The 24,271-nt window shown below is 73.5% G+C and carries 22 protein-coding genes; 14 read left to right on the top strand and 8 right to left on the bottom strand.

Translation table 11 applies throughout. The annotated features are described in order from the left end of the window. Positions 1 to 111 precede the first annotated feature (111 nt). Entirely contained in the window at positions 112 to 1,833 is a 1,722-nt protein-coding gene (locus BAW75_RS18885; protein ID WP_043325686.1) for a DEAD/DEAH box helicase, read from the top strand. Positions 1,834 to 1,984: 151 nt separating this feature from the next. Here BAW75_RS18885 and BAW75_RS18880 read toward each other — a convergent pair whose 3' ends face one another. Both BAW75_RS18880 and BAW75_RS18875 read right to left on the bottom strand, forming a co-directional pair. Further along, positions 1,985 to 2,218: a DUF7455 domain-containing protein gene (locus BAW75_RS18880; protein WP_013284786.1), complete on the bottom strand. Its 234-nt coding sequence runs from the start codon at positions 2,216 to 2,218 to the stop codon at positions 1,985 to 1,987. Between the two features lie 244 nt (positions 2,219 to 2,462). After that, on the bottom strand, positions 2,463 to 4,067 hold the full coding sequence (locus BAW75_RS18875) for an RNA polymerase sigma factor (RefSeq protein ID WP_043325685.1): 1,605 nt from the start codon (positions 4,065 to 4,067) through the stop codon (positions 2,463 to 2,465). 287 nt (positions 4,068 to 4,354) lie between these two features. Between BAW75_RS18875 and BAW75_RS18870 the strand changes: the two genes are divergently transcribed. After that, a complete protein-coding gene (locus tag BAW75_RS18870) occupies positions 4,355 to 5,176 on the top strand; it encodes an inositol monophosphatase family protein (protein ID WP_104114405.1) in 822 nt (273 codons plus the stop codon). 71 nt (positions 5,177 to 5,247) lie between these two features. Here BAW75_RS18870 and BAW75_RS18865 read toward each other — a convergent pair whose 3' ends face one another. Then, on the bottom strand, positions 5,248 to 5,763 hold the full coding sequence (locus tag BAW75_RS18865) for a LytR C-terminal domain-containing protein (RefSeq protein ID WP_181373764.1): 516 nt from the start codon (positions 5,761 to 5,763) through the stop codon (positions 5,248 to 5,250). Positions 5,764 to 6,202: 439 nt separating this feature from the next. Here BAW75_RS18865 and BAW75_RS18860 point away from each other — a divergent pair, with 439 nt between their 5' ends. Together BAW75_RS18860 and BAW75_RS18855 are read left to right on the top strand one after the other, a co-directional pair. Then, a complete protein-coding gene (locus tag BAW75_RS18860) occupies positions 6,203 to 6,499 on the top strand; it encodes a DUF4193 domain-containing protein (protein WP_013284790.1) in 297 nt (98 codons plus the stop codon). Positions 6,500 to 6,636: 137 nt separating this feature from the next. Further along, the gene (locus BAW75_RS18855) at positions 6,637 to 7,578 is read left to right on the top strand and encodes a hypothetical protein (RefSeq protein ID WP_374111472.1); all 942 of its coding nucleotides are present in this window, start codon (positions 6,637 to 6,639) and stop codon (positions 7,576 to 7,578) included. Between the two features lie 62 nt (positions 7,579 to 7,640). Here BAW75_RS18855 and BAW75_RS18850 read toward each other — a convergent pair whose 3' ends face one another. Next, on the bottom strand, positions 7,641 to 8,132 hold the full coding sequence (locus tag BAW75_RS18850) for a DUF3093 domain-containing protein (protein WP_064447141.1): 492 nt from the start codon (positions 8,130 to 8,132) through the stop codon (positions 7,641 to 7,643). Between the two features lie 85 nt (positions 8,133 to 8,217). Between BAW75_RS18850 and dut the strand changes: the two genes are divergently transcribed. From dut to BAW75_RS18830, 4 genes are all read left to right on the top strand, one after another. Further along, entirely contained in the window at positions 8,218 to 8,715 is a 498-nt protein-coding gene (dut, locus tag BAW75_RS18845; protein ID WP_208635274.1) for a dUTP diphosphatase, read from the top strand. A 25-nt stretch (positions 8,716 to 8,740) separates the two neighbouring features. Beyond that, positions 8,741 to 9,364 (top strand): DUF3710 domain-containing protein, encoded by a 624-nt coding sequence (locus BAW75_RS18840; RefSeq protein ID WP_043325677.1) that lies wholly within the window; start codon positions 8,741 to 8,743, stop codon positions 9,362 to 9,364. A gap of 172 nt (positions 9,365 to 9,536) precedes the next feature. Beyond that, positions 9,537 to 9,917, top strand: a complete 381-nt coding sequence (locus BAW75_RS18835) for an OB-fold nucleic acid binding domain-containing protein (protein WP_043325675.1) — start codon at positions 9,537 to 9,539, stop codon at positions 9,915 to 9,917. After that, the gene (locus BAW75_RS18830) at positions 9,914 to 10,594 is read left to right on the top strand and encodes a DUF3159 domain-containing protein (protein ID WP_069089369.1); all 681 of its coding nucleotides are present in this window, start codon (positions 9,914 to 9,916) and stop codon (positions 10,592 to 10,594) included. The genes BAW75_RS18835 and BAW75_RS18830 overlap by 4 nt, the downstream gene beginning before the upstream one ends. 7 nt (positions 10,595 to 10,601) lie before the next feature. Here the strand turns inward: BAW75_RS18830 and BAW75_RS18825 are convergent, their stop codons facing one another. Both BAW75_RS18825 and BAW75_RS18820 read right to left on the bottom strand, forming a co-directional pair. Further along, positions 10,602 to 11,285, bottom strand: a complete 684-nt coding sequence (locus BAW75_RS18825) for a potassium channel family protein (protein WP_043325670.1) — start codon at positions 11,283 to 11,285, stop codon at positions 10,602 to 10,604. A gap of 3 nt (positions 11,286 to 11,288) precedes the next feature. After that, positions 11,289 to 11,954 (bottom strand): potassium channel family protein, encoded by a 666-nt coding sequence (locus BAW75_RS18820; RefSeq protein ID WP_043325668.1) that lies wholly within the window; start codon positions 11,952 to 11,954, stop codon positions 11,289 to 11,291. A gap of 158 nt (positions 11,955 to 12,112) precedes the next feature. Between BAW75_RS18820 and BAW75_RS18815 the strand changes: the two genes are divergently transcribed. The 4 genes from BAW75_RS18815 to dxs are packed head-to-tail and all read left to right on the top strand — an operon-like array spanning position 12,113 to position 18,676. Beyond that, positions 12,113 to 14,191 carry an APC family permease gene (locus BAW75_RS18815; protein WP_104114403.1) on the top strand — a complete coding sequence of 693 codons (2,079 nt, stop codon included), beginning with the start codon at positions 12,113 to 12,115 and terminating at the stop codon, positions 14,189 to 14,191. Next, positions 14,188 to 15,468, top strand: a complete 1,281-nt coding sequence (locus BAW75_RS18810; RefSeq protein WP_208635271.1) for a class I SAM-dependent RNA methyltransferase — start codon at positions 14,188 to 14,190, stop codon at positions 15,466 to 15,468. The genes BAW75_RS18815 and BAW75_RS18810 overlap by 4 nt, the downstream gene beginning before the upstream one ends. 12 nt (positions 15,469 to 15,480) lie before the next feature. Next, on the top strand, positions 15,481 to 16,674 hold the full coding sequence (locus BAW75_RS18805; protein WP_338109318.1) for an anhydro-N-acetylmuramic acid kinase: 1,194 nt from the start codon (positions 15,481 to 15,483) through the stop codon (positions 16,672 to 16,674). A 58-nt stretch (positions 16,675 to 16,732) separates the two neighbouring features. Further along, positions 16,733 to 18,676, top strand: a complete 1,944-nt coding sequence (dxs, locus tag BAW75_RS18800) for a 1-deoxy-D-xylulose-5-phosphate synthase (protein WP_104114401.1) — start codon at positions 16,733 to 16,735, stop codon at positions 18,674 to 18,676. Positions 18,677 to 18,875: 199 nt separating this feature from the next. Here the strand turns inward: dxs and BAW75_RS18795 are convergent, their stop codons facing one another. Then, the gene (locus tag BAW75_RS18795; RefSeq protein ID WP_043330528.1) at positions 18,876 to 20,066 is read right to left on the bottom strand and encodes a hypothetical protein; all 1,191 of its coding nucleotides are present in this window, start codon (positions 20,064 to 20,066) and stop codon (positions 18,876 to 18,878) included. A 153-nt stretch (positions 20,067 to 20,219) separates the two neighbouring features. On the opposite strand from BAW75_RS18795, the gene BAW75_RS18790 reads away from it, so the two are divergent. Then, positions 20,220 to 22,151, top strand: a complete 1,932-nt coding sequence (locus tag BAW75_RS18790) for a DUF6311 domain-containing protein (RefSeq protein ID WP_420915032.1) — start codon at positions 20,220 to 20,222, stop codon at positions 22,149 to 22,151. Then, positions 22,115 to 22,333, top strand: coding sequence for a hypothetical protein (locus BAW75_RS32080; RefSeq protein ID WP_146074856.1), 219 nt, complete (start codon positions 22,115 to 22,117; stop codon positions 22,331 to 22,333). Before BAW75_RS18790 ends, BAW75_RS32080 begins: the two co-directional genes overlap by 37 nt. Before the next feature lie 13 nt (positions 22,334 to 22,346). Here the strand turns inward: BAW75_RS32080 and BAW75_RS18785 are convergent, their stop codons facing one another. Next, on the bottom strand, positions 22,347 to 24,215 hold the full coding sequence (locus BAW75_RS18785; RefSeq protein ID WP_208635273.1) for a DUF6311 domain-containing protein: 1,869 nt from the start codon (positions 24,213 to 24,215) through the stop codon (positions 22,347 to 22,349). Positions 24,216 to 24,271 lie beyond the last annotated feature (56 nt).

Below are 24,271 nucleotides of genomic sequence, written 5' to 3'. Positions count from 1 at the left end.
CGCCTTCGCGGCACCGGATGCGCGAGGGCGTTTTCATGGGCGGCGGCTCCCGTGGCCCCGGTCGGGCCCGCCGCCGTCCGCGGCGGAGAGGAGCTACGCGTGCCACCGCGGATGCCGGCGCTCGACACGTTCCCGCCCCTGCGCGCCTGGCAACGCAAGGCGCTCGTGGAATACCTGCGCCGCCGGACCGAGGACTTCACAGCGGTCGCCACGCCCGGCGCCGGTAAGACCACGTTCGCCCTGCGGATCGCCGCCGAGCTGCTCGCCGACGGCACCGTCGAGGCGGTCACCGTGGTCGCGCCGACCGAGCACCTGAAGACCCAGTGGGCGCAGGCCGCCGCCCGGGTCGGCATCCAGCTCGACGCCGCGTTCCGCAACGCCGACCTGCACTCCGCCGCCGACTTCCACGGCGCGGTGGTCACGTACGCGCAGGTGGGCATGGCGCCGCAGGTGCACCGGCGGCGCACCATGACCCGACGCACGCTGGTCATCCTCGACGAGATCCACCATGCCGGCGACTCGCGTACCTGGGGCGACGGCGTCAAGGCGGCCTTCGAGCCCGCGGTACGCCGGCTGATGCTCACCGGCACGCCGTTCCGCTCCGACGACAATCCGATCCCGTTCGTCAGCTACGAGCGCGGCGGCGACGGGCTGCTGCGCTCCCGCGCCGACTCGGTCTACGGCTACTCCGACGCGCTGCGCGAGGGCGTGGTCCGGCCGGTGCTGTTCCTGGCGTACTCGGGGGAGACCCGGTGGCGCACCAACGCCGGTGAGGAACTGGCGGCCCGCCTCGGCGAGCCGATGACGCAGGACCTGATCGCCCAGGCGTGGCGTACCGCGCTGGACCCGGCCGGCGACTGGATGCCGCAGGTGCTGCGCGCCGCCGACGCCCGGCTCAGCGTGCTGCGCGACAACGGCATGCCCGACGCGGGTGGCCTGGTCATCGCCAGCGACCAGCAGGTGGCCCGCGCGTACGCGAAGCTGCTCGAGCAGGTGACCGGTGAGAAGGCCGCCGTGGTGCTCTCCGACGACCAGGGCGCGTCCGCGCGGATCGCGACGTTCGCCGCCTCGCAGCAACGGTGGCTGGTCGCGGTGCGGATGGTGTCCGAGGGCGTCGACATCCCCCGGCTCGCGGTCGGCGTGTACGCGACGAGTGCCAGCACCCCGCTGTACTTCGCGCAGGCGATCGGCCGGTTCGTCCGGGCCCGCCGTCCCGGCGAGACCGCGTCGGTGTTCCTGCCCAGCGTGCCGCACCTGCTGGGACTGGCCAGCGAGATGGAGGCCGAGCGGGACCACGTGCTCGGCAAGCCGAAGGACCGCGAGGGCTTCGACGACGACCTGCTGGAGCGCGCCCAGCGCGACGACGGCGCCAGTGGCGAGCTGGAGAAGCGCTTCGCCGCGCTCTCCGCGACCGCCGAGCTGGACCAGGTCATCTTCGACGGCGCGTCGTTCGGCACCGCCGCCCAGGCCGGTACGCCGGAGGAGGAGGAATATCTCGGCCTGCCCGGTCTGCTCACCGCCGACCAGGTCTCGCTGCTGCTGACCAAGCGGCAGGCCGAGCAGCTCGCCGCGCAGAAGCGCCGGGCCGCCCAGCGGACCGCTGAGCCGGCCGCTGCGGCCCCGGCGGCGGCGCCCCCACCGATGAGTGCCGCCCAGCGCCGGGTGGCGCTACGGCGGCAGCTGAACGCTCTGGTGGCCGCCCGGCACCACCACACCGGCCAGCCGCACGGCAAGATCCACGCCGAGCTGCGCCGGATCTGCGGCGGCCCACCCAGCGCGCAGGCGACGATCGAGCAGCTCGAAGAGCGCATCGCCACCGTGCAGACCCTGTAAGGAAGGGCCCCCTTTTAACGCCTCCGGTAGAGCAGGGGCCCCTTCTTAACACCGGGCGGCGCAGGCGGCACCGGCACGAAAAACCGGCCGGAGGCGACCCGTGTGGGTGCCTCCGGCCGGTTATGTCGTGATGTGGATTTCCTGTCGGACCTCAGTTCGCCATGAGATCGGCGCCACGCCAGCTGAACTCCGGGTCCGACGCGTAGCGCACGGTGATCTTCACGAGATCCTCCGCGTACTTGTTCGCGTGGTGCCCACAGAACACCAGCTCACTCCCACCCGCCAGAGTGATCCGGAGCTTGCCGGCAGCATTGCAGCGGTCGCACCGTTCATCGGCGGCCGGGGGGCTCACCGTCTCGGGCGGCGGCGTGAGGGTCGGGGTCATCGCCTTCCTCCTCTGGTCGTCACCGATGAACACTCTCTTCGGTTGCTCACCTATCGTGCAACACCCATCTCGGGCCCTGCCTTCCCTGTGTGCCCGCGGGGGACCGAGGTCACACATGGCGTGGGGGACAGTGTGCCGTGCACCAAGGGTGCCACGTCAACGATCACAAACAGGCAACCGATCGATCACTGATGAGTGTTCTACGGCTGGTGATCAAACCGGCACGAATTGTTGACGTACGCGGTCAGTCCAGGTAGTCGCGGAGCACCTGGGAACGCGAGGGGTGCCGCAACTTGGACATGGTCTTCGATTCGATCTGCCGGATGCGTTCCCGGGTCACGCCGTACACCTGGCCGATCTCGTCCAGGGTGCGCGGCTGACCGTCGGTGAGGCCGAAGCGCAGGCGCACCACGCCCGCCTCACGCTCGGACAGCGTCTGGAGGACCTGCTGGAGCTGGTCCTGCAGCAGCGAGAACGACACCGCGTCGACGGCGACGACCGCCTCGGAGTCCTCGATGAAGTCGCCGAGCTGGCTGTCACCCTCGTCACCGATGGTCTGGTCGAGCGAGATGGGCTCCCGGGCGTACTGCTGGATCTCCAGCACCTTCTCCGGTGTGATGTCCATCTCCTTGGCCAGCTCCTCCGGGGTGGGCTCGCGGCCCAGGTCCTGGAGCAGCTCGCGCTGGATCCGGCCGAGCTTGTTGATCACCTCGACCATGTGCACCGGGATGCGGATGGTGCGGGCCTGGTCGGCCATGGCGCGGGTGATGGCCTGGCGGATCCACCAGGTGGCGTAGGTGGAGAACTTGTAGCCCTTGGTGTAGTCGAACTTCTCGACGGCGCGGATGAGGCCGAGGTTGCCTTCCTGGATGAGGTCGAGGAAGGCCATGCCGCGCCCGGTGTAGCGCTTGGCCAGCGAGACCACCAGGCGGAGGTTGGCCTCCAGCAGGTGGTTCTTGGCGCGCTCGCCGTCCCGGGAGATCCACATCAGGTCGCGCTGCAGGTCGCGGACCAGCTTCTCCTCGCCCTCGTCGGCGGCGCGCAGCCGCTCGGCGGCGTAGAGGCCGGCCTCGATCCGCTTGGCCAGCTCGACCTCCTGCTCGGCGTTGAGCAGCGGAACCTTGCCGATCTGCTTGAGGTACGCCCGCACGGAGTCGGCGGAGGCGGTCAGCTCGGCGTCCCGGCGCGCCTGCTTGAGCGCCTCGGACTCCTCGTCGTCCCACTCGAAGTCGTTGTCGGTGGCGGAGCTGGCCGCGTCGGCCTCGGCGGCCTGGGTCAGCTCGGCCGGCTCCTCGACCACCACGTCCTCGATCTCGGCGGCCAGCTCCTCCGGGTCGATCTCGCCCTCGGGGCCCTCCGCCTTGCCGCCGGCCTTCCCCGGCTTCGCCGCGGCGGTCTTGGCGGCCACCGTGGCCTTGGTGGCGCGGGTCGCCTTGGTGGCCTTCGCCGGGGCGGCGGCCTTGGCGACGTCGGCCGTGGTGGCCTTGCGCGCGGTCGCCTTCCGGGGGGCCGGGGCGGCGGGCGCCTCCTCGGCGGCCGGCGCCTGCTTCGGGGCGGGCGCGGCGGCCTTCTTCGTGGTCTTGGCGGTGGTCGCGCGGGAGGCCGGGGTGGCGGACCGGGCGGCGGCGACGCGGCGGCGGGTGCTCGCCGAGCCGTCCACCACCACCGTCACGCCCGCCTCGGAGAGCGCGCGGAGGATCTTCTTGGCCTGGGCCGGGGTCACCTCAGCGGACTCGACGGTGCGCGCGAGCTGGGCCGACGTGAGCTGACCGCCGGCGCTCTGCGCGTGGGCGATCAGGGTGTCGGTGAGCGAGCGAACGTCGGCGCCGGTCTGGCGGGGATCTGTCACGAAGACCTTCCGGAGGCGAAAAGAGCGAGCACGGCCGGGTCGTCCGGCGCAGCATGGGACGGCCGTGCCGGGCGAGTCGTTGAGGACCCCCGTGTCCCGGGCCGTCCGGTCGCTGGCGGTCCGTGGCGCGTGGGCAGGGTGAATTGTAACGCCGTCTGCCGCGATCATCCCGCGCCGCACGGCGGACCGGCGGTCCGGGACCGCCGAATCGGCGCAGATGTGGACTTTGTAAGGATGATACCCGCGCACGGGTGGGCCGGTCCCGATCGTGCGGGAAGGGGACAAACATGATCACCGCGACGCCTACGGCGCGGGAGTTGCTCACGATCGCGGTCGAGGTGGCCCGGGAGGCCGCCGCCACCGCGTACCGGATGCGGGTCGAGGGTGTCTCGGTGGCCGCGACGAAGAGCACGGTGACCGACGTGGTCACCGCCGCCGACCGGGCGGTGGAGCGGCAGGTGCTGGCCGCGCTGCGGCAGCGGCGGCCGGGCGACGCGGTGCTGGGCGAGGAGTACGGCGCGGGGGAGACCGGCCCCGCCGGCGCCGACGGGGTGCGCTGGATCCTCGACCCGATCGACGGCACCGTCAACTACCTGTACGGGCTGCCCTACTGCGCGGTCTCGCTGGCCGCTGAGGTGGCCGGCGAGGTGGTCGCCGGGGTGGTCCGCAACGTCGTCACCGGCGAGGAGTGGACCGCGACGCTCGGCGGCGGCGCCTGGCGCGACGGGCAGCGGCTGAGCGGCTCGACCGCGACCGATCTCGGCCAGGCGCTCGTGGCCACCGGCTTCGGCTACGACGCCGGCCGCCGGGCCCACCAGGCGCGGGTGGTGACGGAGCTGATCCCGCACATCCGGGACATCCGCCGGATGGGCGCCGCCGCGCTCGACCTCTGCCTGGCCGCCGAGGGGCGGGTGGATGCGTACTACGAGAAGGGCCTGGCCGACTGGGACCTGGCCGCCGGCGGGCTGGTCGCCCGGGAGGCCGGGCTGCTGGTGACCGGCCTGTCCGGCCGCCCGGCCGGACCGGACCTGGTGCTCGCCGCGCCGCCGGCGCTGCACGGGCCGCTGCACGCCCGGCTGGTCGACCTGGACGCCTCCGGCGGGCGGTGACCTGACCCGCACACGCGACAGGGCGGCCCTCCCGGAGGAGGACCGCCCTGCGTCGTCGGGCCGCCGGCCGCCTACTTCTCGACCGGCTTCGGGCAGGTCTCCGGCGGCGCCTGCGGGGCGCCCAGGTCGCCGAGCGACTGGTTGACCTCGGTGGTGGTGGCGAGCTGCTGGAACTGGTTGCCCAGGACCACGTCGACCACGTCGTCCTTGCGGTTCGCGTCGAACTTCTGGCTCGCCTCGTTCAGGAAGTACGCGCGCAGCAGGTGCGCCGACCCCACGGCGTTGGGACCGAACCGCAACTCGGCCACGCCGTCGAACGCCTTCTTCTCGTTGCCGACCTTCTTGACCTGGAACTTGCGGTTGCGGAAGTCGTCCGCGACGCTGCCGGCCCGGCCGGCCTCGTCGGTGGCGTTGTAGACGTTGATCTTGACGTCCTTCTGCTCCCGCAGCCGCAGGTCGACCAGCGGCCAGCCGTCCGGGCAGGCGGCCGCCGTACCGGCTGTGCCCTGACTGTCCTTCAACACGGCGACGACCACGACGACCAGGGCGACGACCGCCAGCAGTCCGACGACAACGAGTGCCCGCACTCGCGCAAAACTCATCCTGGGCGCTCCCCGGACAGTGATTGGGTGGTGGCGGGCGACGCGGTCGGGCCGCGACCGGTCGGCCGTCCAGTACGCCGCTGAGGTTAACCGTTGTCCGGCTCAGGCGTGGAAACAGTCCGACATACCGGCGCGCCACGCGGTGAACCGGTAGGACTACCCCTATCTTCGTGTCGCCTGAGTCACATTGGGAACAACTTCGGGCGCCGAGGCGTACATCTCCCCCGCGAGGGCGGTATACATGCCTCGCCCACAGGGGGGGTAAGGTTCCGCGCTCACCGGGGGCATTTCGCACCGGCGAGCCCGGCCCACCGCTCGTCGGGTCGGGTGCCCGACAGAGATGGTGGCCGGTCAGGGGAACCGAAACGGCGTCGTCCGGCGTTACAACCGGCAGCGACAATATCGATATTGGAGAGTGAAACCGATGGCCACCGACTACGACGCCCCGCGTCGCGACGAGGTCGACCTCGGCGAGGACAGCCTCGAAGAGCTCAAGGCCCGGCGGGTCGACTCACAGTCGGGCGCCGTGGACGTCGACGAGGCCGAGGTGGCCGAGAGCTTCGAGCTGCCCGGCGCCGACCTGGCCGACGAGGAGCTCACGGTCAAGGTCCTTCCGATGCAGCAGGACGAGTTCCGGTGCGCCCGCTGCTTCCTGGTCCACCACCGCAGCCAGCTGGCGGTCGAGCGCAACGGCGACCTGATCTGCCGCGAGTGCGTCTGATCCCGACCGGGGACACCGGCGGCGGCCTCCTCGACGGGGCCGCCGCTGTTCGAGCCGCCGCCGTGCGCCGGTGGCCGGTTGCTGCTTGACTCGTTACGGGCGGCTGCCACGCCGCGCGGAGCAAGGAGGGCGGACGGGTGAGCGAGCGCAGCGAGGGGACCGGCGCCGACCGGACCCCGGCTCCAGCGGCGAGACCGGCACCGACCGGGCCGGATGCGACACCGACCGGCTCCGCCGTGCCCGCACCTGGCGGCTCCACCGTGCCGCCGGCCTCCACCGAACTCGCCGCGACGGCGGCCACTACCGGCTCCGGTTCGACGTCCGGTGAGCCGGGCGCGGACGCCGGGGAACTCGGCGCGACGGTCGCCGCCCTGACCGCCGACGACATCGCCCCGGCCCGCCGGCGGCAACTGCTGACCCGGCTGGTCGGGCAGGCCCGCGCCCGGGGGATCACCGACCTGTTCAAGCCGAGGGCGGCGGTGCGCTGGATGACCGACACGGTCGCCGAGATCGCCCCGCACGTGCCGATCCGCGACCTCGCCACGCTGCGGCGGCACTTCCCCGGCCTGGACGACGACGCGCTCGCCGACCGGCTGGTCCGCAACGCGTCCCGGGCCACCGCCGGGGTCGGCGCGGCCGGCGGCGGAGTGGCAGCCGTCGAGTGGGCGGTGACGCCCACGCTGCTCTCCGCCCCCGTCCTGCTGGCCGCCGAGACGGTCGCGGTGGTGGCGATCGAGCTGAAACTCATCGGCGAGCTGCACGAGGTCCACCGGGTGCCGCTGCCGGCCGGCGGCACGGGCCGCGCGGTGTCGCTGGTGCAGTCCTGGGCCACCCAGCGCGGGGTCAACCCGATGATGCCGGGCGTCGGAGTGAGCGCGGTGCTCGGCACCGCCGCCCGCCGCGAGCTGCGGGACAGTCTGATGCGCCGATTCGGGCGCAACCTCACCACGCTCGGGCCGTTCCTGACCGGCGCCGCCGTGGCCGGCTACCTCAACCGCCGGGCCACCCGCGCGCTCGGCGAGCAACTGCGCAAGGACCTGCGGCGGACCGCCCGGGCACTGCCGGACAAGCCGTCCTGACCGGCGGCGGACCGGCCGTTCGTGGGCGGCGCCGGGTCAGGCCGCCTCGGGGCGGCGTCGGATCAGGCCGCGTCGCGGGCGGCCAGGACGGCGGCCGCCAGCTGGACCGGGTGCCGGGTGCTGACCACCCAGAACGGGGTCGGGTCCTCCGGGTCGTCCAGCACCACCTGCACGGCGCCGTCGATCCACGGACGCTGCACCACGAAGGCCAGCGGGTCGGAGCCGACGCCGAGCACCTCGCGCCGGCCGGCCGCGTCCAGCGGCACCACGTCCGCGACGTACCGCACCGGGAGGTGGGCGTCGTCCACCCGCAGCTCGCCGTCGCGCACCTCGACCCGGATCCGGCCCAGCCACCACAGGGCGGCCACCGCGGCGGGGATCAGCAGCACGAACGGCAGCCAGGCGCGGACGCCGGTCGCGCCCATCCACAGTTCGACCGCGAGCAGCGCGGCCGCGGCCAGCCCGAGCGGCCAGGCCCACCAGGGCAGACCGAGGCGCTCCGCGTACGGCGCGGCGGTGGCCGGCGGCGCGGCCGGAGATGACGACTGACGCACACTGACGAGGGTACGGCGCGTCGCGGGCCCGGCAACCGGCAGGATGACAGGGCACCCCCGCAGGACCGGACGGAAGAGGATGACCGTGACAGACGTCGTACCCGTGCCCGTGCGACTGCTCGACCCGGAGCTGCCGCTGCCGGCGTACGCCCATCCCGGTGACGCCGGCGCGGACCTGGTGGCCGCCGCGGACGTCGAGCTGCCTCCCGGCGGCCGGGCCCTGGTGCCCACCGGCGTGGCGGTGGCGCTGCCCGACGGGTACGTCGGGCTGGTCCACCCCCGATCCGGTCTGGCGGCGAGGCTCGGCGTGACGGTGCTCAACGCGCCCGGTACGGTCGACGCCGGCTACCGGGGTGAGATCCTGGTCAACCTGATCAACCACGATCGGGACACGCCAGCCAAGATCAGCCGGGGCGACCGCATCGCGCAACTGGTGGTCCAGCGGGTCGCCCGGGCCGAGTTCCGGCCGGTGGCCGAGCTGCCCGCGTCCCGGCGTGGCACGGGCGGGCACGGGTCCACCGGTGGGCACGCCGGCCTGGTCCCGGCGCCGTCCGGCGGGCAGAGCGAAGAGGTGGCAGGGTGAGTGCGAACAGCGGAGGGTGGGCGCAGTGATCTTCTCCCGGAAGCGGGCCGACGAGGCGCGTGACAATGGGGTCCTCGACGCCGAGGAGACCCCGTCGGCGCCGGACCGCGGGCCGTACGACGTCAGCGAGGCCCCCGACGCGCCCCGGCTCGACCTGGGCAGCCTCCAGATCCCGGCGGTGCCGGACGTGGAGGTGCGCGTCCAGGCCGACCCGCAGGGCGTGATCCAGCAGGTGGTGCTGGTGCACGGGCAGAGCGCGCTGCAGCTCGGCGTCTTCGCCGCGCCCCGCTCCGAGGGCATCTGGGACGAGGTGCGCGAGGAGATCCGCCAGTCGCTCGTCGCCGACGGCGCCACCGTCCAGGAGGTCGACGGGGAGCGCGGTCCCGAGCTGCGCGCCCGGGTGCGTACCCCGGACGGCCCGACCGACCTGCGCTTCGTCGGCATCGACGGCCCGCGCTGGATGGTGCGCGGCGTCTTCCAGGGCCTCGCGGCCACCGAGGCGGCCACCGCCGGGCCGCTGACGGCCTGCCTGGACGGCCTGGTGGTCGACCGCGGTCAGGAGGCCAAGCCGGTGCGCGAGCCGCTGCCGCTGCGGCTGCCCCGCGAGGTCGCCGAGCAGCAGGCCGCCGCCGAGCAGCAGGAGGTCTGATCCACACGTGCCCGGGCCCGGCGTCGAACGGCGCCGGGCCCGCGGCGTGCCGGCGTCCCGGGCGGCGGTACGCGTACCACGGCGCTCCCGCCGGCGGGCCGTGTCGGCGTACTCTGGCGGGACGGTTCCGCCACCAGCGGGGCCCCGCTGTGGAGAGGGTGACGCGGAGGTCATGACGACCGACGAGAGCCGGGGGTCGCTGCGGCGGCTCCTGCACCGGCTCACCGCCAGCGAGGCCGAGATCGAGGCGCAGGAGCTGCGCCGGGAGAGCGCCGAGTCCGGCGGCACGCCGGCCCGCCAGTGCAACAGGGGCCAGGTGGTGTCGGTGGCCGGGCGGCTGCGCACCGTCGTCTACACGCCGCGCACGAACCTGCCCACGCTGGAGGCGGACCTCTACGACGGCACCGACGTCGTCACGCTGGTCTGGCTGGGCCGTCGGCACATCGCCGGTATCGAGCCGGGCCGGCACCTGACCGCGCGCGGCCGGGTGGCGGTGCGTGACGACCGCAAGGTGATCTACAACCCGTACTACGAGCTGGAGTCGCCGAAGTGACGACCGGACAGCAGCACACCCCGTCGGGTCTCGGCCCGCAGGACGAGGAGCGGCTGCCCAGCCTCGCCGAGCAGATGGCCGACCAGCTCGGCGGATGGCGCGGGCTGGTCGAGTCGAGCATCCCGGTGGTGGTCTTCGTGGTCGCCAACGTGATCGGCGAGCTGCGCCCCGCCGTGTACGCCTCGGTGGCGGTGGCGCTGCTGATCGCCGGCCTGCGGCTGGCCCAGCGCAAGCCGGTGCGGCACGCGGTGAACGGCCTGTTCGGCGTCGGCATCGGCGCGCTGCTGGCCCTGCGTACCGGCGACGAGCGCGACTTCTACCTGCCCGGCATCCTCTACGGCATCGGCTACGGCCTGGCGCTGCTGCTCTCGGCCGCGATCCGGCAGCCGCTGGTCGGCTGGATCTGGTCGGTGCTGGTCGCCAAGGGCCGCTCCGAGTGGCGTGACGACCCCAAGCTGGTCCGCACCTTCACCCAGCTCACCGTGCTGTGGGGCGTGGTGTGGCTGGCCAAGGTCGGCGTACAGGCCGGGCTCTACCTGGCCCACCAGGACACCGCGCTGGGCGTGGCCCGGCTCGCGCTGGGCTACCCGCCGTACGCGCTGCTGCTGCTGATCACCGTCTGGGTGGTGCGCCGGGTGACCCGGGAGGGCGCACCCACCCCGCTCCCGGGCGCCTGAGGCCGCTTCAGGAACGGTGGCGGTCCGCGCTGGCCGGGCCGAGGATCACCGCGCGCACGTCGTCCTCCACCGCGGCGGTGCAGACGAACACCAGCTCGTCGCCGGCCTCGATCGGGTCGTCCGGGGTGGGCACCAGCACCCGCTTGCCGCGCACGATCGCCACCAGCGCCGCGTCCCGGGGGATCGGCACCGCGTGGATCGCCTGCCCCACGTAGGGCGCGGTCGGCGGCAGGGTGATCTCGACCAGGTTCGCCTCGCCCTGCCGGAACGTCATCAGCCGGACCAGGTCGCCGACGGTGACCGCCTCCTCGACCAGCGCCGCCATCACGCGCGGCTTGCTGACCGCGACGTCGACGCCCCACTGCTCGGTGAACAGCCACTCGTTCTCCGCCCGGTTGACCCGGGCCACCACGCGGGGCACCGCGAACTCGGTCTTGGCCAGCAGCGACACCACGAGGTTGACCTTGTCGTCGCCGGTGGCCGCGACCACCACGTCGCACCCGGCCACGTCGGCCTCCTCCAGGCTGGCCAGCTCGCACGCGTCGGCGAGCACCCAGTCGGCGGCGGGCACCCGGTCGGGCCGCAGCATCTTCGGCTGCCGCTCGATCAGCATCACCTGGTGGCCGTTGTCGATCAGCTCCTGGGCGATCGAGCGGCCGACGTTGCCGGCGCCGGCGATGGCGATCCGCATGGCTCAGTGCCCCCCTTCCGGCGGCGCCGCCGCCACCGACGTGACCGGGCCGTTGATGTCGTCGGTCACCAGCATGAAGACCTGGTCGCCCTCCTGCACCACGGTGGAGGCGGTGGGCAGGGTGCCGATGCCGAACCGGTTCAGGTAGGCCACCCGGGCGCCGGCGGCCTGCTCCAGCTGCCGCAGCGGCCGGCCGATCCAGTCCTTGTGCACCGGTACCTCCATGATCGACACGGTGCTGGTCGGGTCGCGGAAGATCTCCACGTTGCCCTCGGGGACCAGGTGGCGCAGCATCCGGTCGGCCGTCCACCGGACGGTCGCCACGGTGGGGATGCCCAGCCGCTCGTAGACCTGCGCCCGGCGCTGGTCGTAGATGCGGGCCGCGACCCGGGACACGCCGAACGTCTCCCGCGCCAGCCGGGCCGAGATGATGTTGGAGTTGTCACCGCTGGAGACCGCCGCGAACGCGTCGGCCCGCTCGATGCCGGCCTGGCGCAGCACCTCACCGTCGAAGCCCGCGCCGGTCACCGTGATGCCGGCGAAGTCCGGCCCGAGACGGCGGAACGCGTCCGCGTCCTGGTCGATCACCGCCACCGAGTGGCCGCGCGACTCCAGGCTGTGGGCCAGGGTCGACCCGACCCGGCCGCAGCCCATGATCACCACATGCACGGTGTCCGCTCCTCCCACGGCGCCGCCCGCCGACCCGTCGCCTGCGAGCCTGCCACGTCCCCCTGCCGGACGGGGGACCGAACCGTACCGCGCGGGCGCGCAGGCCGGAGATCGACCACCCCCGCGCCCGGCACCAGGTGGTCGTACGCTTGGCGGTTGTGGCCCGACCCACCTCGCTGCTGAAGCGACTCCTCCTCGGTCGACCGTTCCGGTCCGACCGCCTGCAGCACACGCTGCTGCCGAAGCGCATCGCGTTGCCGGTCTTCGCCTCCGATGCGCTCTCCAGCGTGGCGTACGCGCCGGACGAGATCCTCCTGACGCTGTCCATCGCCGGCGCCTCGGCGTTCTTCTTCTCGCCGTGGGTCGCGCTCGCGGTGGTCGTCGTCATGCTCACCGTGGTGGCGAGCTACCGGCAGAACGTGCACGCCTACCCCTCCGGCGGCGGCGACTACGAGGTGGCCACCGTCAACCTGGGCCCCCGCGCCGGTCTCGCGGTGGCGAGCGCGCTGCTCGTCGACTACGTGCTCACCGTCGCCGTCTCGGTCTCCTCCGGCGTGGCGAACCTCGGCTCGGTGGTGCCGTTCGTGGCCACCCACAAGGTGCTCATCGCGGTCAGCGCGGTGGTGCTGCTCACCGCGATCAACCTGCGCGGCCTGCGCGAGTCCGGCACCGCCTTCGCCATCCCCACGTACGGCTTCGTGATCGTCATCGGCGGCATGCTGCTGACCGGGCTGGTCCGCGTCTTCGTGCTCGGCGACGACCTGCGCGCGCCGAGCGCCGGCCTGGAGATCCAGGCCGAGCACAGCGTCACCGGGTTCGCGCTGGTGTTCCTGCTGCTGCGCACGTTCTCGTCGGGCTGCGCGGCGCTCACCGGCGTGGAGGCGATCTCCAACGGCGTACCCGCCTTCAAGGCCCCGAAGTCGAAGAACGCGGCGACCACGCTGCTGCTGCTCGGCGGCATCGCGGTCACCATGCTGGTCGGCATCATCTGGCTGTCCCGGCTCACCGGCCTGCAGTTCGTCGAGGACCCGAGGACGCAGATCGTCTCCGGCCCGGTCGACTACGTGCAGAAGACGGTGACCGTGCAGCTCGGGGAGACCGTGTTCGGCGGCGGCTCGGTGCTGCTCTACGTGGTCGCCGGGATGACCGCGCTGATCCTGTTCCTGGCCGCCAACACCGCCTTCAACGGCTTCCCGGTGCTCGGCTCGATCCTCGCGCAGGACCGCTACCTGCCGCGCCAGCTGCACACCCGAGGCGACCGGCTGGCGTTCTCCAACGGCATCCTCTTCCTGGCCGTCTTCGCGGTGGTGCTGATCATCGGCTTCCAGGCCGAGGTGACCAAGCTCATCCAGCTCTACATCGTCGGGGTGTTCGTCTCGTTCACGCTCTCCCAGGCCGGCATGATCCGGCACTGGAACCGGCACCTTCGCAACGAGCGGGACCCGGAGGCGCGCCGCCGGATGCTGCGCTCACGGGCGATCAACACGTTCGGCATGGTGATGACCGGCGTGGTGCTGGTCATCGTGCTGGCCACGAAGTTTCTGCTCGGGGCGTGGATCGCGATCGTCGCGATGGCGGTGATGTACGTGGTGATGCTCGGCATCCGCCGCCACTACGACCGGATCGCCGAGGAGCTGGAGCCGACCGAGCAGCGGGGCGTGCTGCCCGCCCGCAACCACGCCATCGTGCTGGTCAGCAAGCTGCACAAGCCGACGCTGCGGGCGGTCGCCTACGCCCGGGCGACCCGGCCGGACACGCTCACCGCGGTCACCGTGAACGTGGACGAGCAGGACACCCGGGAACTGCAGGCCGACTGGGAGCGCCGCGAGCTGCCGGTGCCGCTCACCGTGATCGACTCCCCGTACCGGGAGATCACCCGGCCGATCCTCAACTTCGTCGCGTCGGTGCGCCGGGAGTCGCCGCGCGACGTGGTCACCGTCTTCATTCCCGAGTACGTGGTGGGGCGCTGGTGGGAGAACCTGTTGCACAACCAGAGCGCGCTGCGGCTCAAGGGGCGGCTGCTGTTCGAGCCGGGCGTGATGGTGACGAGCGTGCCGTGGCAGCTCGCCTCCACCGCCAGCAAGAACCTGGACCGGCTGGACGCCACGCTCAGCCGGGGTCCGGCGCGCGGCCCCCGGGTGGCGCCGCAGAGCACGCTGCCGCCGCCGGTGGCGTCCACCCCGTCCACCCCGTCCACCCCGTCCGCGCCCTCCGCCGAGCGGGAGGAGCGGCCGTGAGCGCCGACGAGCGTCCCGGTCCGGTGCCGACGGCGGAACGCCCCGGGCTGGAGGAGGCCGAGCGGGTCGAGCTGACAGTCGACGCGGTCGCGCCGGGCGGGCACTGCGTGGCCCGCGTCGGCGGGCAGGTGGTCTTCGTCCGGCACGCGCTGCCCGGCGAGCGGGTGATCGCCGAGGTGACCGAGCTGCACCGGGGCTTCGCCCGCGCCGACGCGGTGGAGATCCTGGACGCCGCACCGGACCGGGTCACCCCGCCGTGCCCGTACGCCCGGCCGGGCGGGTGCGGCGGTTGCGACCTCCAGCACGTCGCCCCGGCCGCCCAGCTCGACTGGAAGCTCGCCGTGGTGCGCGAGCAGCTCACCCGGCTGGGCGGCCTCACCACCGCGCAGATCGACGCGCTCGGCGTACGCGTCGAGGCGCTGCCCGGCGGGCCGCTGGGCTGGCGTTCCCGGGTCCGGTACGCGGTCGACGCGGCCGGGCGGGCCGGGCTGCTCAAGCACCGCTCGCACGAGGTGGTGCCGATCGAGCGGTGCCTGATCGCGCACCCGGCGATCCAGGAACTGCCGGTGCTCCCGCCGACCGGCGCCCGCTGGCCCGACGCCGACGCGGTGGAGACCGTCGCCAGCACCGGCGGGGACGTCGCCGTGGTCGCGTACGCCGAGGGGGTTCCGACGGCGGTGAGCGGGCCGGAGCGGGTCCGGGAGACGGCGGCCGGGCGGTCCTTCACGCTGCCCGCCTCCGGGTTCTGGCAGGTGCACCCGGCGGCGGCGGACGCGCTGACCGGCGCGGTGCTCGACCTGCTCGACCCGCAACCGGGCGAGACGGCCTGGGACCTGTACGGCGGCGCCGGGCTGTTCGCCGCCGCGCTCGCCGAACGGGTCGACGGGGCCCGGGTGACGCTCGTCGAGTCCGCGCCGGACGGCGTGGCCGCGGCCCGGGAGAACCTCGCCGACCTGCGCGGCGTCGAGGTGGTCGCGGCGCGGGTGGAGACCGCGCTGGCCCGGCGCCGGATCACCGGCCCGGTCGACCTGGTGGTGCTCGACCCGCCGCGCTCCGGCGCGGGCGCGCCGGTGGTCCGCGACGTGGTGGCCGCCGGGCCGCGCGCGGTCGCGTACGTGGCGTGCGACCCGGCCGCCTTCGCCCGGGACGTCCGCACGTTCCGCGAGGCGGGGTGGCGGCTGGCCGAGTTGCGCGGGTACGACCTGTTCCCGATGACCCAGCACGTGGAGCTGGTCGGCCTGTTCCTGCCCGCGCACGGCCCCGGCCCCGCGCGTTAAGAAGGGGCCCTTTTGCTACCGGATCCGTTAAGAAGGGGCCCTTCCTTGCGCATCGTCGGCCTGATGTCGGGCACGTCCTACGACGGCGTGGACGTGGTGGCCGCCGAGTTCACCGCCGCCGGCGACACGCTGCGGCTGCGGCCGCTCGGGCACCGCGAACTGGCGTACCCGGACGACCTGCGGGCCGAGATCAGCGCGCTGCTGCCCCCGGCGGCCACCACCATCGAGGCGGTCTGCCGGCTGGACAACCGGCTCGGCGAGGTGTTCGCCGAGGCGGCGGCGGCCGGCGTCGAGCTGGCCGGGGGCGCTGCCGACGCGGTCGTGTCGCCCGGGCAGACGGTCTTCCACTGGGTCGAGGCGGGCCGGGTGCGCGGCACGCTCCAGCTCGGCGCGCCGGCCCGGGTGGCCGCCCGGGTGGGCGTACCGGTGCTGCACGACCTGCGCTCGGCGGACGTGGCGGCCGGCGGCCAGGGCGCGCCGCTGGTCCCGGCGTTCGACGCGCTGCTGCTCGACCCGGCTGCCGGCCCACGTGCGGCGTTGAATCTCGGCGGGATCGCGAACCTCACGGTGGTCGCGCCCGGCGCGCCCGTCCTCGGGTACGACGTGGGCCCGGCCAACGCGCTGCTGGACGCCGCCGCCCGGCGCTTCCTGGACCGGCCCTGCGACATCGACGGAGCGCGGGCCGCGGCCGGGCGGGTGCACGCGGCGCTGCTGGCCCGGCTGCTCGCCGAGCCGTACTACGCCGCGCCGCCGCCCAAGTCGACAGGCAAGGAGCTGTTCCACGGCGGCTACCTGGACGCGGCGCTGGCCGCGCTCGGCGAGCCGGTGGCCGCCGACGACGTGCTGGCCACGCTCACCGAGCTGACCGCCCGCACGGTGGCCGACGCCTGCGACCGGCACCGGGTCACCGAGGTGGTGGCCGCCGGCGGGGGAGTGCGCAATCCCACACTCCGGGCGCGGCTGGCCGCGCTGGGCGTGGGACGCTGGCGGCTGCGCACCACCGACGAGCTGGGCGTACCCGCCCAGGCCAAGGAGGCGTACGCGTTCGCGCTGCTCGGCTGGCTGTCCTGGCACGGCTTGCCGGGCGCGGTGCCGTCGGTGACCGGCGCGTCCCGGGCCGCCGTGCTCGGCTCCTGGACGCCGGCCGGCCCGTCCGCCGCCGCGCCGCGCCCACCCGCGCCCCGGCGGCTGGTGGTCGACGCCTGACCTGGGTCGATGCACGGCCGGGCTGCGGACTGTCGCGCGGCCGATAGACTCTCCGGTCATGAGTGTTGAAGAGGGCACGGCCAACCACGGTCGGCTGCTGGGCACCGTCCGCGGCCCGCAGGACGTGAAGCGGATGACCGCCGAGCAGCTGGACATCCTCGCCGCCGAGATCCGTGACTTCCTGATCGCCAAGGTCTCCCGCACCGGCGGCCACGTCGGCCCCAACCTGGGTGTGGTCGAGCTGACCCTGGCGATGCACCGGGTCTTCGACTCCCCCCGCGACCGGCTCCTCTTCGACACCGGCCACCAGGCGTACGTACACAAGATCCTCACCGGCCGGCAGGAGGGCTTCGACAAGCTCCGCCAGCGCGGTGGCCTCTCCGGCTACCCCAGCCAGGCGGAGAGCGAGCACGACCTGATCGAGAACTCGCACGCCTCCACCGCCCTGTCGTACGCCGACGGCCTCGCCAAGGCGTACGCGCTGCGCGGCGAGAAGCGCTCAGTGGTGGCCGTGGTCGGCGACGGCGCGCTCACCGGCGGCATGTGCTGGGAGGCGCTGAACAACATCGCCACCGCCGGCAACCCGCTGGTGATCGTCGTGAACGACAACGGCCGGTCCTACTCGCCGACCATCGGCGGCCTCGCCGACCACCTGTCGTCGCTGCGGCTCAACCCCGGCTACGAGAAGGTGCTCGACACGGTCAAGGACGCGCTGGGCAACACCCCGTTCGTCGGCAAGCCGATGTACGAGGTGCTGCACGCGGTCAAGAAGGGCATCAAGGACGCGGTCGCCCCGCAGGCCATGTTCGAGGACCTCGGCATCAAGTACGTCGGCCCGGTCGACGGCCACGACGTGCCGGCGGTCGAGGCGGCGCTGCGGGCGGCCAAGAACTTCGGCGGCCCGGTCATCGTGCACGCGGTCACCCGCAAGGGCTACGGCTACCGTCCCGCCGAGGACGACGAGGCCGACTGCCTGCACGGCCCCGGCGCGTTCGACGCCGAGACCGGCAAGCTGCTCGCCGTGCCGTCGGTGAAGTGGACCAACGTCTTCGCCGACGAGCTGGTCGCGATCGCCGACGAGCGTCCCGACGTGGTCGGCATCACCGCCGCCATGGCCGAGCCCACCGGCATCGCCACGCTCGCCCGCAAGTACCCGGAGCGGGTGTACGACGTGGGCATCGCCGAGCAGCACGCGGCCACCTCGGCCGCCGGTCTGGCCATGGGCGGGCTGCACCCGGTGGTGGCGGTCTACGCCACGTTCCTCAACCGCGCGTTCGACCAGGTCCTGCTGGACGTGGCGATGCACAAGCTGCCCGTCACGTTCGTGCTGGACCGCGCCGGCATCACCGGCCCCGACGGGCCCAGCCACTACGGCATCTGGGACATGTCCGTCTTCGGCGTGGTGCCCGGCCTGCGGATCGCCGCGCCCCGCGACTCGGCCACGCTGCGCGAGGAGCTGCGCGAGGCGATCGCCGTGGACGACGGCCCGACCATCCTGCGCTTCCCGACCGGCACCGTCGCCGCCGACCTGCCGGCCGTACGCCGGGTCGGCCCGGTCGACGTGCTGGCCGAGTCGGCGCGTACCGACGTGCTGCTGGTGGCGGTCGGCTCGTTCGCCGGCCTCGGCGTCGAGGTCGCCGCCCGGGTCGCCGAGCAGGGGTACGGCGTGACTGTGGTCGACCCGCGCTGGGTCCGCCCGGTGCCGGCCGAACTGGTCGAGCTGGCCGCCGGGCACCGGCTCGTGGTCACCGTGGAGGACGGCGTGCGCATCGGCGGCGTCGGCTCCGCGCTGGCGCAGGCGATGCGCGACGCGGACGTCCGCGTACCGGTGAAGGACATGGGCGTGCCGGCCGACTGGCACCCGCACGGCAGCCGCGCGCAGATCCTGGCCGACCTGCGGCTGACCGCGCAGGACGTGGCACGCGACGTCACCGGCTGGATCTCCAGCCTCGACGCCACCCCGGTCGACCCGGCCGCGAACGGAGCCCGAGCCCAGAGCTGACCCCGCTCTCCTGCGCGCCGCGCCCGGTCTGCGCGTCGATCTTGCACTTGCGGCCCTCCTGATGTCGGCTTAGCCCGATAAGGGAGGGCCGCAACCGCAAGATCGCCGGGCGGGGGCGCCCGGGGTGATCATGAGGTTGGCCGTGGATTGTGTCCGGTTTGTTGCCGTCAAGTTCATGATCGACGGGGACAACGGCGGGTTACGGGGTGGGGAGGGATCGGTACCAGGTCTTCTCGGTGCCGGCCAGGCTGAACGTCTGCCGCTGGTCGGTGTGCTCGACGACCACCAGGCCGGGACGGTCCACCAGGCGGGTGGTGCCGGGCGGGGCGGAGAACGACACCTCGCCCGTACGCCAGCTCAGCACCGCCAGCGGCCGGCCGGGCATCGGCAGGTGGTACGCCTGGAGCGTGGTGGACCGGTCGGCGGGGGAGACCACCGGCGTGCCGCCGTCCGCGGGCCGGTAGACCACCGCGGTCATCGTCCCGCTGGGACTGTCCCAGCTCAACTGTTCCAACTCGCCCGGCTCCCCGTCGCCGAGCGCCACCGAACCGAGCGAACGGGTGGCGATCTTCGCCATCGGCCAGGACTCCGGCGCGGAACGGGGCGCGTCCCGGTCGCCGATGCGGCGCGGCACACTGCCGAACGGGCCCCGCTCACCGGCCAGCACGCAGGTGTCCAGCCCGGTCAGCGCGCGCTTCCCGGCGCCCGTGTCGTCGCGTACCAGGGGGTAGCGGGGCGCTTCGGTGGCCGTACCCAGGTCGAGGACGCGGTCCGCGGCCTTGCCGCGCGGCAGTGACGTCGTGGGCCGCAGCGCCGCGGTCAGCTCGACGGCCCGGCAGTCCGGCACGGCGACCGGCTCGGTGACGCCGTCGGTGCTGGCGACGGCCTTGCCGTCGGGGCCGAGCAGGCGTGCGACGCGGGCCGAGGTGAGGTAGCGGCGGCCGTCCGGGTCGCGCACCGGCAGCACGTCGGAGTAGACCAGGTAGCCGGGATCGGTGTACTCGGTGGCGTGTGCCACCCGCCAGCGCTGCCCGTCCCGGTCGAGTTGCAGCAGCCAGGAGGCGGCGTCACCGGGGACATCGGCGGCGACCAGCGCCAGCGCGGAGCCGGCCACCTGACCGGAGAAGAGGATGCCGGAGGTGGGCACGTGTACCCGGTCGTCCACCGGGGAGCGCCACTCGCGTACCGCTGTGGTGATCGCGGCGGTCGCCGCCGCGTCGCCGGCCAGGCTGCCGCGCGGCGGCCACACCGCGAGGTTGCCGTCCAGGCTGTCGTAGCCGACCCGCAGATCCGCCGGCTTCCGGTCCGCGATCGGTCCGCAACCCGCGGTGACCAGCAGCAGAGCTGCCAGCGCGGTGCCCGTCGTAGCGCTTCGGCGGGCTGAAAGCACCCTGATCCCCTCGCCGGTCGTCGGTCGGAAGCCCACATGGTACGAGACGGCCCGCCACCCGGCCGCGCCCGGCTCACCCTTTCGGTCGAGTGACCACTGCGGAACGTGACGGGCGATTCGGGTATCAATATCCGGCTCCGGTAGACTCCGCCGATTGTGACGCCTGCCGAGACCCGCGGCGCCTCGACGCCGGACGCCGCCGCCCCGACGGGCCACCGCTCCGTCACCCTTGATCCACCACCGGTCACCGTCGCCGAGCCGGAGCCGGCGACCACGACACCTCCGCAACCGCCGGCCGAGCCCGAGGCGCCGGCCACGCCGGGCGCGCGGCGCGTGCGCCGGTGGCGGTGGACCCGCCGCCGGATCGACCTCACCGTGTACGGCGGATTCCTGCTCGCCGCGATCTGGGTGACCAGCGGCATCTGGGCCGACCCGGCCGGGCGGGTGGCCGCGCTCTACAGCAGCGACCCGGCGCAGGTGCAGTTCTTCCTGGCCCACTCGGTACGGGTGGTGCTGCACGGCGAGTTCCCGTTCTTCACCGAGCAGTTCAACTACCCCGACGGCGTCAACCTGATGGCGAACACCGCCATCCTGGCGCTCGGCATCCCGATGGTGCCGGTGACCCTCCTGTTCGGACCGGCGGTCTCCTTCGTCACGCTGGTCACGCTCGGCCTGGCCGGCACCGCCGCCGCCTGGTACCGGGTGCTGTCCCGGCACGTGATCCGGCACCGCCCGGCCGCCGCCGTGGCGGCCTGGTTCTGCGGGTTCTCGCCGGCCATGCTGTCGCACGCCAACTGGCATCCGAACATCATCAGCCAGTTCCTGCTGCCGTTCATCGTGTGGCGGGTGCTGGTGCTGACCCGCTCGACCCGGCCGGTGCGCGACGGCGTGCTGCTGGCGCTGCTGGTCACCGCGCAGGCGTTCATCAACGAGGAGATCCTGCTCTTCACCGCGCTCGCGCTGGGCGTGTTCCTGATCGCCGTGGTGGTGCAGCAGCGCGAACGGTGGACGACCGCGTGGCGTCCGCTCGGCGCCGGGCTGGCGGTCTGCGCGGCGCTGGCCGGCGCGCTGCTGGCGTACCCGCTGTATGTGCAGTTCGCCGGCCCGATGGCGTACCACGGGCTCAGCGACGCGGTACGCGACTACGGCAACGACATCGCCGCGTACTTCGCCCCCGGCTCGCCCACGTTCGGCGGCAACGAGCGCGCCAACGTCAACCTCGCCCCGAACTACTCGGAAGAGAACGCGTTCTTCGGCTGGAGCCTGTCGCTGATTGCCGTGGGCATCGTGATCTGGCTGCGGCGCGACGTGATCGTCCGGGCGCTGGCCGCGACCGGGCTGTTCTTCGCCGTGCTCTCCCTCGGCGAGCGGATCTCCTGGTGGGACCGGGAACTCGTCACCGGGCCGTGGGAGTTCCTGGTGCGGCTGCCGCTGCTGGACGCCGTGGTGCCCACCCGCTTCGGCCTGATCACGAGCGTGACGGTGGCGATCCTGCTCGCGTACGCGGTGCGCCGCGCCTGGGCGCTGCGGGGCGTGGACCGGCGGACGGCCCGCAAGCTCACCGCCGCCGGCCTTATCCTCGCGCTGCTGCCGATCGCGCCGATGCCGTTGCGGGTCACCACCCGGGAGCCGGTGCCGAAGTTCATCACCGCCGACCGGTGGCGGCAGTACGTCGGCCCGGACCAGACGCTCGTGTCCGTGCCGGTGCCGGCGATGGGCAACACCGACCCGATGCGCTGGGCGGCCAGCACCAACCTCGACTTCAAGATTCCCGGCGGCTACTTCCTCGCCCCGCGCAACGGCGTCACCGGAGACCCGGGACGCTTCGGCGGGCGGCCCAGCGGCATCGGCGAGATGCTGCGGGAGGTGTCGTCCACCGGCCGGACGCCGAAGCTCGACGACCGGCAGCGCCGCCGCTACCTGGACGAGCTGCGGCACTGGAACGCGGCGGTGGTGGTGCTACCGCTGGCCGAGCAGAACGCCGAGCCGCTGCGCCGCACGGTGGAGCAACTGGTCGGGCCCGGACGGCAGGAGCTGGACGTGTGGCTGTGGGACGTGCGGAAACTGACCAGCCGGCCCGCCTGACCCTCCCGGAGCGGCCCGCTCCCGCGCCCCGCCGTCGGCCCCGCCCGGTCGACGCGCTGGTGGTGGCCGGCTACTTCATCGGCCCGCGCTCGCCGGTACGCGCCACGGTGGACGCCCTGCTCGGCCCCGGCCGGGACGTGCCCGGCGGGCACCTGTGGGACGTCCGCGGGCTCGTCGGCTGAGCGGGACGCCGGCTCAGACCCGGTCGCGCACGTCCCAGAGCCACACGTCGTCCACCCGCTGCGGCGGGCCGAGCAGCTCGGCCATCAGGTCGCGCAGCACCGCCTCGCGCGGACCGGACCCGAGCACCACCACCGATGCCCGCCAGAAGCGCAGGTCGTCCACGGCCTGGCGGCGGTTCTCCTCGGTGATCTCCGGCACCGCGTTGGCGTCCATCGTGGAGTAGATGAGCGTGCTGGTGGGGCGGTTCGGGGCGCCGAAGACACCCTCACCGCGCTCGTTGGGGCCGATGAAGTAGCCGCCCGGGATCGGGAACTCGTGCCCGGTCAGCGCGCTCCAGCGCAGCGTGTGCAGCCCGTGCACGTTGCTCGGGATCGGCACCGGCACCAGCGTCAGGCCCTCCGGCACGTACGGCCGCCAGCCACCGGCGGTGATGAAGCGCGGCGGCGGGTCGATGTGCTCCGCCGGCAGCGGACGCGGGATCAGCGGCACCAGGGCGGCCACGATCGCGGCGTACCCGGCCAGCCGCAGCACCCGGCGGCGCGTGTCACGCGCGGCCGTCCCGTCACCGTCGCCGTCCGTGCTGTCGTCGGCGGCGGCGCGGGGGGCGGGCACCGGCGGACGGCCGGCACCGGCCAGCGCGTCCCACGCCAGGGCGAGCAGCACACCCACGGCGGCCACCACGACCAGGCTCAACCGGGTCGGCATCATCATCTCGACCAGCGGCAGGTCGTCCGGAATGTACGCCCACGGCCCGTCGACGTCGGTCTCCACACCGTTGAACCGCACCACCGGGCCGATCGAGGCGACAGTGAAGACGACCACCAGCACGGCCAGGATCCGGGCCGGCACCGACCGGCGGACCAGCAGCACCAGCGCGCCCAGCGCCACCAGCACCAGCGGCCAGCCGAACCAGGTGTTCTGCTCGGTCAGCCCGATGGTCTTCTCCACCGCCTCGTCACCGGCGATCGTGTCCCGGGCGAACGTGACGAAGGCCACCAGGTCCTCGCCCCAGTTGTGGAAGACGCCGCCCTGCAATCCGCGGTAGGACTGCGGCCCGTTGAACTGGAACCAGATCGGGTACGCGGTCAGCAGCAGCGCCAGCCCGCCGCCGAGCCCGAGCGCGGCCAGGAACGACCCGGCCCGCTCGCGGGCCGCCCGGGGCCGCTGCACCGCGTACGCCACCACGACGACCAGGCAGGCCAGCGCGGTGAGCAGCAGCATCTCCTCGTTGATGAAGACCTGGTACGCCACCAGCAGCCCGAGCGCCAGCCCGTTGCGCCGCCACCGCCCCGGCTCGCCCAGCCGCAGCACCCGCGCCACGATCAGCGGCAGCAGGAAGTTCGACACGAAGTTGGGCTGGCCGTTCGCGTGGTGGACGATGCCCGGCGCGAAGCCGAGGAACGCGCCACCGGCGAACGCGGCGGCCCGGGACCGGACCAGGTGCCGCGACAGCACCCAGTACGACGTGGCGGCGGTCGCCGACAGCGCCGCGCCCAGGTAGAGCGCGTACATCACCTGCGGGCCGAGCAGCAGGGTCAGTGGCGCAAGCGGCAGCGTCACCCCGAGCAGCGAGGTGTTCGCCATCATGTTCACCCCGTCCGGCGCGTTCTGCCGGGTGGTGAACAGCGGGTTCTCCAGGTGCTGCACCGAGTACGCGCCGTGCGCGAACAGCCACTCGAACCAGCTGTGGTCGGTCGGCAGGTGCGAGGAGACCCGGTGCTCCACGTCGCCCCAGTAGTTGAGGCAGACGAGAACACCGAGCAGCACATAGGCTCCGATGGCCAGCAGATCGGCGCGGGCCGGCCGGCGACGGGCACGGCGTGGCGGATCGGCCACGACGGCGTCCGTCTCGACGGACGAGGGGTTCAACGAGGGGTCCACCACGGGCACGGCCACGACGCGCCATCGTACAGGCGAATTGTGGCAATGCCGGTCAC

Source organism: Micromonospora chalcea, from assembly GCF_002926165.1.
In the GTDB taxonomy this organism is placed as follows: domain Bacteria; phylum Actinomycetota; class Actinomycetes; order Mycobacteriales; family Micromonosporaceae; genus Micromonospora; species Micromonospora chalcea.
This window is presented reverse-complemented; position numbering and strand designations above follow the sequence as displayed.